Origin of the sequence: Paenibacillus gorillae (genome assembly GCF_000513275.1) — a bacterium.
Lineage (GTDB): Bacteria > Bacillota > Bacilli > Paenibacillales > Paenibacillaceae > Pristimantibacillus > Pristimantibacillus gorillae.
Genome location: NZ_CBVJ010000095.1, coordinates 170,511 through 181,061, shown reverse-complemented (window position 1 = coordinate 181,061; position 10,551 = coordinate 170,511). Strand labels below are relative to the sequence as shown.

Below are 10,551 nucleotides of genomic sequence, written 5' to 3'. Positions count from 1 at the left end.
GCTTCGCTAAATTGGCGCATCGAGCTCGAATACAACTAAATAAGGAACTTGCTGCGTTAACTGTAGCCACGAACCTAGTTATATAAAATAGCGAACCAGCTTCGCAATGTAACGAAGTCAAGTTCGCTAATGAGCAGACAAACTGGTGGGGTATCGCCAACAGCGAACTAAATTTCGCTATTCGCGAACCAAGGTTCACGGAAAGCGAAAATTGCTTCGTTGCAGCGAAAAAGTAACTCACAGGTCAAGTGCATAACGAACCTAGCTTCGCAAAATAGCGAACCTGCTTCGCTAAAGTGTGGCAGGGCGCTGCAGCAAGGTAAATAGCGAAGTTGCTTCGCTGAAATGGGGTAACCAAACTCCAGGCACAGAATAGCGAACCTGCCTCGCAATGTAACGAAGCCAAATTCGCTAATGAACGGTCAAACTAGTGGGGGATCGCCAACAGCGAACTAAACTTCGCTATTCGCGAACCAAGGTTCACGGAAAGCGAAAATTGCTTCGTTGCAGAGAAAAAGTAACTCACGGGTTAAACGAATAACGAATCTGGATGCGCAAAATAACGAACGTGTTTCGCTAAATTGGCGCATCGAGCTCGAATACAACTAAATAAGGAGCTTGCTGCGTTAAAGTGGTGCATCGAGCACTGACATAACTAAACAACGAGCCTATTCCGCTAAACAGCTCAATAGGATGAAGCAAGCGTAAGAAGACAGCTAATCGAAGAAAATTGTAATCGTAAAACAGGCTTTGCCGATAAGACGGCAAAGCCTGTTTATTCTGAACTGGTTAAGGTTGGGGGCGGCAGGGCAGCGGAGCGTTTCGAGCTCAGGATGACATTTTGAAGATTCTATCCATCTGAAGGCGCGCGAAGCGAGTTTAGAGATGGAATCAAGAACGGCAGCCTGAGCCGAAACGCGCAGCGAACCGGTTTTCCCGCAGATACGCTCCCCCTAGAACGCCCAATTGCCGTTCAACAACACAGCTTCGCGCTGCCCATCGGCTGTGATGCCGTAAATGTTCAGCTCGCCTGAGCCGATCATGAAATCCGTATGTGCCATGCTGCGGTTTAATCCTTTCGCAGCCAGCTCCTCTTGCGACATCTTTGCTCCACCCTCCACGCAGGAGGCATAAGCGCTGCCGACGGCGAGATGGCAGGAGGCGTTTTCGTCGAACAGCGTTTTGTAGAACAAAATGTTCGAGTCCGAGATCGGCGAATGATGCGGAACGAGCGCCACCTCGCCCAAATAATGCGAGCCCTCGTCGGTCTCGATCAGCCCTTTCAGCGCTTCCTCGCCCTGCTCCGCAGAAACGCTTACGACACGCCCGTTCTCGAAGGTGAACGAGAAGCGGTCGATGACATTACCGTTATAGCTCAGCGGTTTCGTGCTGGAGACTGTACCGTTGACGCCCGTGCGAAGCGGGGCGGTATAGACCTCCTCCGTCGGCAGGTTGGGCACGAACAGCGTGCCCTGCTCATTGCTTTTGCTGCCGCCCAGCCATACATGGCCCTCCGGCAAAGCAATCGTCAGATCCGTACCAGGGCCGGTATAGTGCAGCTCCTTATAGCTCTTATCATTCAAGTAAGCAGCCTTCTCTTTCAGGACGCGAATATGAGCCTCCCAAGCGGCAATCGGATCAGGCTGGTCGGCCCGCACCATGCTGAAGATTGCATCCCAAAGCTTGCCGATCTGCTCCTCCTCGGGAACGTCAGGAAATACTTTTGCCGCCCAAGCAGCGGAAGGGGCAGTAGCCAGCGACCAGCTGAATTTGAAGGCTTGGGCATATTGGCGGTATTTCTCATTCGCTTTGCGAAGCACCCGGTCGGTGCTATTGACGCGCTCGATCGGCACGCCGCGAAGCAAGTCAGGATCAGCAGTGCTGATTGTAATCGATGCCGCGCCTTGCTCGGCCATTTCGAGCTTTTCGCCGGCAGACCATTTCGGCTCCTCCAGCAGCGACGCCTCCGGCGCCAAATCATATTTGATACGCGAGACGGCGTCGTCATGCCAGCTCACTTTTACCTGATAGGCACCGGCTTCATAGGCTTTTTTAACGACAAGCCGCGTAAGCTCGATGGCATCCACCGATGCATTCAGCATGACGGATTGTCCCTGCTGGACGTTGGCTCCGATGCGTACGATCAGTTCGGCGTAATTGGACAGCTTTTGCTCAAAACTCAACATGAAGATCATCCTCTCGTTTACAATCTCTACGTCCATTATACCTTGCCCGGCGGGCGAATATAATAGGAGCGGCGCGAGGAAACGGGCGAACGGTTATGCTACAATGGAGGGAGCCGATTATGCGGCAGGCTGACATGCAATGCCGAACATGCGGGAGGCTGACATGCAATGCCATACATGGCAGGTCGCCGCTATACAATACCGTACCGTGCGATGAAGCAGCGCAAAGCCCAACAAAACGAACAAACGACCATTCCGGTATGATAAAAATAAAGGGGGAACCACATTGACTGGACAATCCGTCTGGCAGTCCCGAAAACAAAGCTTGCTTGGTTATATGAAGCAAAATGCAATCGATCTCGCGATGATAACATCGCCTACGAACGTTTATTATTTTACCGGCTTCTATTGCAATCCCCATGAGCGTTTTCTAGCGTTTACTTTAGACGCGGCAACGGGCGAGGAGAAGCTGTATATGCCGTTGCTCGACCTGCCGGAAGCGGAAAAGCATGCTGATCCGCACTCTACAGTGCCAATCTCCGATACGGACAATGCCTATGACGTGTTGAAAAAGTACACCACGGGCAGCGAGCGCTCCATCGGCATCGAGAAGGAAGCCGTGTCGGTCGCAAAGGCCGAACGGCTTCAATCCGCTTTTCCGGAAGGAAGCTTCGTTGATCTGGAGGCTTTCATTCTGTCGCTGCGGATGAAAAAAAGCGAGGATGAAATTGCGAAGGTGAGGACCGCCGTTCATATGGTGGAGCAGGTAGTGGCGCATACGGTCAGCAGAGCTGCCGTGGGCGTAACCGAAATCGAGCTGACAGCCGAGCTCGAATATCAGATGCGCAAGCTTGGAGCCGATCGTCCGGCCTTCGAATCGATTGTGCTCACAGGCGCAAGATCGGCGCTGCCTCATGGTGTGCCGGGACCTTATAAGCTGGAAAATGGCCATTTTCTGCTGATCGATATCGGCGTTCAGGAGGGTGGCTATTGCTCTGATATTACGCGTACTTTTGTAATAGGCGAGCCATCACAGGCGCAGCGTGACATCTACGATGCGGTGCTGACGGCCAACAAAGCAGGCATAGCGGCAGCGTGTGCCGGTGTCCCTTTGTCAGCCGTTGATCAAGCGGCACGAGAGGCGATTACGCAGCGCGGCTTTGGCCCGCTTTTCACCCACCGGGTTGGACATGGCTTCGGAATGGATGTGCATGAGCAGCCTTCGGTATCGGGTCAAAATCATACGATCATCGAGCCGGGGCTGCTGTTCACGGTGGAACCAGGCGTCTATGATCCTATTGTCGGCGGCGTCCGGATCGAGGATGATGTGTATATCCGCGCTGATGGTACGGCCGATGTGCTGACGAGCTATCCGAAAGAACTGACGATTATCGGCGGTTGATGTTTGAAAGATAGGAACCCAATAAGCCATGAACAGTTCCCCAACAACCAAGCGGAACCGATTCATGGCCTATTTTGGCTTAGTGGAACATATTTTTTAGAACCAGCATCAAGTTTGCCGGCTTCTCGGCCAGCCTGCGCGTGTAGTAGGGATACCACATGGTTCCATACGGCATGTAGCAGCGTATCCGATAGCCCTGCTTGGCAAGCGATGCTTGCTCATTCGACCGCAAACCGTAGAGCATCTGAAATTCGAAGGCGGATTTCGGCAGCCGGTTGCGGCGGGCGTATTCTTTTACCCAATTAATGATCGTATCATCATGCGTCGCAATCGCGGTATAAATGCCTTGATCGAGATGGAACCGGATGATTCGCTTGAAGCTGGATATAACGTCGCTCTTGCGCTGATAGGCGATGGAGGCGGGCTCCTTGTAAGCCCCTTTCACGAGCCGGAGCTTGACGCCGGCCTTGGCGAGGGTGCGGACATCGTCCATCGTTCGGAAAAGATAGGCTTGAACGACCGTGCCAACGTTCGTTAGTCCATCGCCGTGCAGGCGGGTGACGAGATCCATCGTACGCTGTGTGAACGGGGAGTCCTCCATATCGATTCGGACGAAAATCCGGTGCCCGGCAGCCTGCCGCACGACCGTGCTGATGTTGCGGTAGCAGGCCTCGCTGTCGATCGCCATTCCCATTTGCGTCGGTTTGAGCGACACGTTGGCATTGACCTTCCGCTCTGCGATCCCGTCAACAAGCCTGATGTATTCATCTCTGTAGCCCTCCGCCTCATCCAAATGCGTGATGCCCTCGCCAAGATGGTCCAGCGTAACCATAATGCCGCGGTCATTCAATACTTCGATCTGATGCAGCGCATCCTCCAGACGTTCGCCGGCAATAAATTTTCTCGCCAGCCTTCGTCCATACTTCAGCGTCAGCCGTTTGACCGGCTTGCTGCCGGAAACCGTAAGCATCACTTTCCGATAGAGCTCCGTGCCGTCCACCATCCTCTCCCGAGTTCAATCTTAATTAACAGCTGCTCATCACTATGTTATTCCGAAGGAGGCTGTTCCTATTATGCGAATTCCGTTTCAGAACGAACCGTTTACTCCGTTTAACGATGCGAACAATAATCGCGACTACGATGCCGCGCTGCAAGATGTCCGGTCCAAGCTTGGCCGGCATTATCCGCTTATTATCGGCGGCGAGCGCATCGAGACGGACAGGAAGGAAGCCTCGATCAATCCGGCGCGCATAAAAGAAACCGTCGGCATCGTCTCCCAAGCCGATACGAATCTAGCGGAAAAAGCGATTCAAGCAGCGGCGGCTGCTTTTGAAAGCTGGCGGCACCAAGCGCCGGAGGAGCGTGCCCGTTACTTATACCGGGCAGCGGCGATCATGCGGCGGCGCAAGCATGAGTTTTCGGCGTGGATGACGCTGGAGGCGGGTAAAACGCGTGCCGAGGCGGACGCCGACACGGCGGAAGCGATTGATTTTATGGAGTTTTATGCGCGGGAAATGCAGCGTCTCGCCCTGCCGCAGCCGCTGACGGCGCTGAAGGAGGAGGAGAACGAGCTCAGCTATATTCCGCTGGGCGTCGGCATCATTATTCCTCCATGGAATTTTCCGCTTGCCATTACAACAGGTATGACCACCGCAGCAATAGTAGCGGGCAACACGGTCGTATTAAAGCCCGCAAGCCCAACGCCAGTGATAGCAGCTAAGCTGGCAGAACTTCTGGAAGAGGCAGGCTTGCCGCCTGGCGTCGTCAATTATTTGCCGGGGCCAGGAAGCGAAATAGGTGATGCGCTGGTTGACCACCCGCTGACCCGGTTCGTCAGCTTTACCGGCTCCCGTGAAGTGGGGCTTCGTATCAATGAAAGGGCGGCCGTGACGCATCCCGGGCAAAAATGGATCAAGCGAGTCATCGCCGAAATGGGAGGAAAGGATGCCATTATCGTCGATAGCGACGCTGATCTGGAGCTGGCTGCTGACTCTATTACGGCTGCTGCTTTTGGATTTTCCGGGCAAAAATGCTCCGCTTGTTCACGGGCTATTGTTCATGAGGCGGTCTATGATACGGTGCTGCAAAAGGTAGCTGAGCGCACTCAGCGGCTCGTTATGGATGATCCGGCTCTAGCCTCTGCCTCAATTGGTCCGGTTATTGACGAGAAGGCGTATGCCAAAATACAGGCCTATATCGAAATTGGAAAAACAGAGGGACGCCTCGTAGCCGGAGGGGGCACCGGTAGCGCCGAAGGATATTATATCGAGCCGACGATATTCGCTGATGTTGACAGCGCTGCGCGAATTTCGCAGGAGGAGATATTTGGGCCAATCATCGCTGTTACGAAGGCCGGCTCATTCGAGGAGGCGATTGCGATTGCCAATGCGACTGATTACGGGCTGACAGGTGCGGTCATTTCCAATGACCGGTCACATTTGGAGCAGGCGCGGCGCGAGTTTTTTGCAGGCAATCTTTACTTCAATCGCAAATGCACCGGTGCTTTGGTCGGAGCCCATCCGTTTGGCGGCTTCAATATGTCGGGTACGGACTCTAAGGCGGGGAGCAGGGATTATTTGCAGCTGTTTATGCAAGCGAAGCTGGTGTCGGAGCGGTATTAACGACAGCCTGCCTATGTGTTTTTTTAGCAAAAGGCTATGATCCCGTCCATAATGATGGTTAAAATAGAGTTATTGAAAAGGATGATGTTATGGATGACGGGGAGCGATGCAGGTGTCTTTTTTCGGGCAGCCGATTATGCCTTCGATACGAGGGTGGAAAGATTTCGAAGCGCTAATCGCTTCGTCATATACTTATTTGGTGCTGCTCGACAGCCAGATCGGACAGTTGAAAAGCATTGTAGATGAGGCTTCGAGGCATGGCAAGCGAATATTAATTCATGCGGATTTGATCGAAGGGTTGAAAAATGACGAGCATGCGGCGCAGTTTTTATGCCAGCAAATTGCGCCGGCAGGCATTATATCGACAAGAGCAGGTGTCATTCAGAAGACGAAGCAGAATGGCCTGATTGCGATTCAGCGGCTTTTTCTGCTCGATACGAACGCGCTGGAAAAGAGCTATGCCGTCATTGAACGGGCACAGCCGGACTTCATCGAGGTGCTGCCGGGCGTCATGCCGCACATGATTCGGGAGGTTAAGGAAAAGACGGGGACGCCGGTTCTGGCCGGCGGTCTCATCCGGACTGCTGATGATGTCGAGGCCGCTATTGCTGCTGGGGCTGAAGCCGTAACGACTTCCAGACGGGAGCTTTGGAAACGTTATGCGCCGGGGCAAACGGGCTGATTGGGTTAAACATTTCAGGTACGAAGAGGGGATGACGGCATGGAACAGCAGGCGAAGTATATTTTAGCCTTGGATCAGGGGACGACCAGTACGCGGGCGATATTGTTCAACCATGCGGGCGAACCGTTCGCGGTTGCTCAGCAGCCTGTTACCTGTCTGTTTCCTCAGCCTGGCTGGGTGGAGCAGGATGCGGAGCAGCTATGGGAAACGTCAGTGGCGGTCGTTCGCGAGGTGCTGGCGAAGGAAGGGCTGACGGCGGACCGGATCGCGGGTATTGGCATTACGAATCAGCGCGAGACGACGATCGTCTGGAACCGGGAGACGGGCAAGCCGATTTATTCTGCTGTCGTCTGGCAGTCGCGCCAAACAGCTGACATATGCGAAGCATTGAAAAGTGCTGGGCATGATGAGCTGATCCGAGAAAAAACCGGATTGTTGATCGACCCTTATTTTTCCGGGACGAAGGTGAAATGGCTGCTTGATGAAGTAGAAGGGGCACGCGAGCAGGCAGAAGCAGGGCAGCTGCTGTTCGGAACCGTCGACAGCTGGCTCATCTGGAAGCTGACAGGAGGAGCGGTTCACGCGACGGATTATTCCAATGCTTCGCGTACGTTGCTCTACAATATTTATGAGCTGGGCTGGGACAAGGAACTGCTGGAGCTGCTGGATATTCCGGAGTCGATGCTTCCGGAGGTCCGCTCATCTTCAGAGGTGTACGGCAGTACGGACGCGGCGCTATTTGGCGGCGAAATTGCCATTGCTGGCGCAGCGGGCGACCAGCAGTCCGCTTTGTTTGGACATGCCTGCTATGACAAAGGGGAGGCAAAAAACACGTACGGTACAGGCTGTTTTATGCTGATGAATACGGGCCCGGAGCCGATTCAATCGGAGCATGGGCTGTTGACGACGATAGCTTGGGGTATCAATGGCAAGGTCGATTATGCGCTGGAAGGCAGCGTATTTGTCGCCGGTTCAGCTATTCAATGGCTCCGCGAAGGGCTTGGTATGATCGAGACATCGGAGGAAAGCGAGCGCCTTGCGGCATCGGTGGAATCGAGCGAGGGCGTCTACGTTGTACCGGCGTTTGTCGGTCTGGGCACGCCGTATTGGGACAGCCACGTGCGCGGTGCCGCATTCGGGATGACGCGTGGAACGACGCGGGAGCATTTTGTCCGCGCTACGCTGGAAGCGATTGCTTATCAGGTAAAGGATGTGCTGGAGGCGATGGAGCAGTCCTCCGGTATGCAGCTGAAAACGCTATGCGTCGATGGCGGCGCAATCCGCAATAATTTGCTGATGCAAATTCAAAGCGATCTGCTTCAGGTGCCGGTAGAGCGGCCGGCCATTAGCGAAGCGACGGCGCTAGGCGCTGCTTATTTGGCGGGCCTCGCTGTCGGCTACTGGGACAGCCGGGAGCAGATCGAAGGGCAGCGCAGCACGGAACGCGTCTTTGAGCCCGAGATCGATCCGGAGCGCACTGCCGAGCTGTACGCGGGCTGGAAGAAAGCGGTCAAAGCTGCGATGGCATTCCGGTAGACAACCGCCTTCCGTTCCGGTCGATAACGGCTGCAGGAACGGATTGAGCACCGTCAGACAATGCTTTACATGGAGCTGCAAGCGGCGAGATCCGGGCTGGCTTTTACAGGACGTTGTGTGGTAAGATGGCCTTACAAGTTTATAATCGGTCGGAGATTAGGAGAAACCGTAATAACCTCTCGTTTTTTGCGTAAGCAGAAGCAAGAGGTGTTTGCGGCTTCTCCTTTTTTGCATTCCGTCACTATAGAAGAAACGGGTGATTCATAATGGGAAATGCAAGTGAAAAGGTGCGGAATAATGAATCGGTGTTTAATGCGCTGTACAGAAATGAAGTGTGGGAGAGGATGCAGGGGGATACCTATGATCTGCTTATTATTGGCGGGGGAATAACGGGAGCCGGTATTGCGCTTGATGCGCAGTCACGGGGGCTGCGAACCGCTTTGATCGACATGCAGGATTTTGCGGCGGGCACGTCTAGCCGTTCGACGAAGCTGGTGCATGGCGGCTTGCGTTATTTGAAGCAGCTGGAAATCGGCGTTGTAGCCGAAGTTGGCAAGGAGCGGGCAATCGTCTATGAGAACGGGCCGCATGTGACGACGCCGGAATGGATGCTGTTGCCCTTTTACGCGGGAGGCACTTTCGGGCGGTTCAGCACATCCCTTGGACTTCGGGTTTACGATTTTCTGGCCGGAGTGAAGAGAAAGGAACGCCGCAAAATGCTGAGCGTTGACGCAACTTTAGCGAAAGAGCCGCTGCTGAAGCGTGAAGGAATGAAGGGCGGCGGCTATTATGTAGAGTACCGTACGGATGATGCGAGACTGACAATCGAAGTGCTGAAGAAGGCGGTGGAGCTGGGAGCGGATGCGATACCTTATGTGACAGCAGAGTCATTCATCTATGGCGGGGATGGGAAGGTCGCGGGCGTTCATGCGCGTGACAGCATCTCGGGAACGGTTGGGGAACTGCGTGCGAAGGCGTTCATCAACGCCGCGGGTCCATGGGTCGATAAGCTGCGTGAGAAGGACGGTTCGAAAAAGGGGAAAACACTGCATTTGACCAAAGGCGTTCATCTGGTTTTCGATCAGAGCCGTTTTCCGCTGACGCAAGCGATTTACTTCGATACGCCGGACGGCAGAATGGTGTTTGCGATACCGCGTGAGGGCAAGACGTATATCGGTACGACGGATACGAACTACAAGTCGGATATTGCTCATCCGCGGATGACGTCAGGGGATCTGCAGTATATTTTGAAAGCTGCGAACGATATGTTTCCGACGCTTGGTCTGAGACCGGAGGATGTAGAATCCAGCTGGGCCGGGTTGCGGCCGCTCATCCATCAGGAGGGCAAGGACCCTTCGGAAATTTCGCGTCGGGACGAGATTTTCGTCTCGGAATCGGGCTTGATCTCGATGGCGGGAGGCAAACTGACAGGTTACCGGAAAATGGCCGAGACTGCCGTCGACAAAGCTGTCGCGCAGTTGGCGGCGAATGGCATTAGCGGCATCGGGGCAAGCCGGACGAAGACGCTTCCGATGTCAGGAGGAGAGGTTGGCGGTTCCAGCAGTTATGAAAGTTATGCAGCAGGAATGGCAAAAGCAGCAATGGGGAAAGGCTTCTCGGCAGATGAGGCTAAGCGGTTAGCTGGGCGTTTTGGCTCCAATATGAAGCAGGTGCTGGAGCTGTCGGAAGAAGCGCAGGCGGAGGGAATGAAGCGCGGCATTCCGATGGGTGTCATGGCTGAATTACTGTATGCAATTCGTTATGAGATGACGGTAAAGCCGGTCGATTTCTGGATTCGCCGTACGGGCAATTTATTATTTGACCGGGCGAGGGTCATCCGCTGGAAGGAAACTGTACATGCTTACATGGCCGAAGTCTTCGGCTGGTCGGAGGAGCAAAGTGCAGCCTACGCCGCGCAGTTGGAAGCCGAGCTCGACCATGCCGTAGTTCCGGTTGAGGCGGATTAGGCTTTGTATGACAGGAAGTACGGGGAGAGGAAGCCCACTGACTGCAGGGTAGAGACGGTTCGTGCGAGGGGATGTTGCATATTGGCTGAAGGTCCCGGGGTTCAACTAATAGGGGCTTGCTGCTTCGCCGAAGTGTGTTTACTAAGCGGTTCCACGT

7 protein-coding genes are annotated in these 10,551 nt (G+C 54.2%); 5 read left to right on the top strand and 2 right to left on the bottom strand.

Annotated elements, in window-relative coordinates:
* Positions 1-953: 953 nt before the first annotated feature.
* Positions 954-2,186 carry an aminopeptidase gene (locus TY10_RS17605; RefSeq protein WP_042166177.1) on the bottom strand — a complete coding sequence of 411 codons (1,233 nt, stop codon included), beginning with the start codon at positions 2,184-2,186 and terminating at the stop codon, positions 954-956.
* 286 nt (positions 2,187-2,472) lie between these two features.
* Here TY10_RS17605 and TY10_RS17600 point away from each other — a divergent pair, with 286 nt between their 5' ends.
* Positions 2,473-3,588: a M24 family metallopeptidase gene (locus TY10_RS17600; protein ID WP_052350611.1), complete on the top strand. Its 1,116-nt coding sequence runs from the start codon at positions 2,473-2,475 to the stop codon at positions 3,586-3,588.
* 79 nt (positions 3,589-3,667) lie between these two features.
* On the opposite strand, the gene TY10_RS17595 is transcribed toward TY10_RS17600, so the two are convergent.
* A complete protein-coding gene (locus tag TY10_RS17595; protein WP_042166224.1) occupies positions 3,668-4,588 on the bottom strand; it encodes a proline dehydrogenase family protein in 921 nt (306 codons plus the stop codon).
* A 73-nt stretch (positions 4,589-4,661) separates the two neighbouring features.
* Here TY10_RS17595 and pruA point away from each other — a divergent pair, with 73 nt between their 5' ends.
* From pruA to TY10_RS17575, 4 genes are all read left to right on the top strand, one after another.
* Positions 4,662-6,209, top strand: coding sequence for an L-glutamate gamma-semialdehyde dehydrogenase (gene pruA, locus TY10_RS17590; protein WP_042166174.1), 1,548 nt, complete (start codon positions 4,662-4,664; stop codon positions 6,207-6,209).
* 112 nt (positions 6,210-6,321) lie between these two features.
* On the top strand, positions 6,322-6,891 hold the full coding sequence (locus TY10_RS17585; protein ID WP_042166223.1) for a glycerol-3-phosphate responsive antiterminator: 570 nt from the start codon (positions 6,322-6,324) through the stop codon (positions 6,889-6,891).
* 39 nt (positions 6,892-6,930) lie between these two features.
* Positions 6,931-8,427 (top strand): glycerol kinase GlpK, encoded by a 1,497-nt coding sequence (glpK, locus tag TY10_RS17580; protein ID WP_042166172.1) that lies wholly within the window; start codon positions 6,931-6,933, stop codon positions 8,425-8,427.
* A gap of 266 nt (positions 8,428-8,693) precedes the next feature.
* On the top strand, positions 8,694-10,394 hold the full coding sequence (locus TY10_RS17575; RefSeq protein ID WP_042166169.1) for a glycerol-3-phosphate dehydrogenase/oxidase: 1,701 nt from the start codon (positions 8,694-8,696) through the stop codon (positions 10,392-10,394).
* The last annotated feature ends 157 nt before the right edge of the window (positions 10,395-10,551 follow it).

What these genes read in the sequence shown, in the direction of transcription:
- TY10_RS17605 (WP_042166177.1), bottom strand. Translation starts at nt 2,186, where the DNA reads ATGTTGAGTTTTGAGCAAAAGCTGTCCAATTACGCCGAACTGATCGTA.
- pruA (WP_042166174.1), top strand. Translation starts at nt 4,662, where the DNA reads ATGCGAATTCCGTTTCAGAACGAACCGTTTACTCCGTTTAACGATGCG.
- glpK (WP_042166172.1), top strand. Translation starts at nt 6,931, where the DNA reads ATGGAACAGCAGGCGAAGTATATTTTAGCCTTGGATCAGGGGACGACC.
- TY10_RS17575 (WP_042166169.1), top strand. Translation starts at nt 8,694, where the DNA reads ATGGGAAATGCAAGTGAAAAGGTGCGGAATAATGAATCGGTGTTTAAT.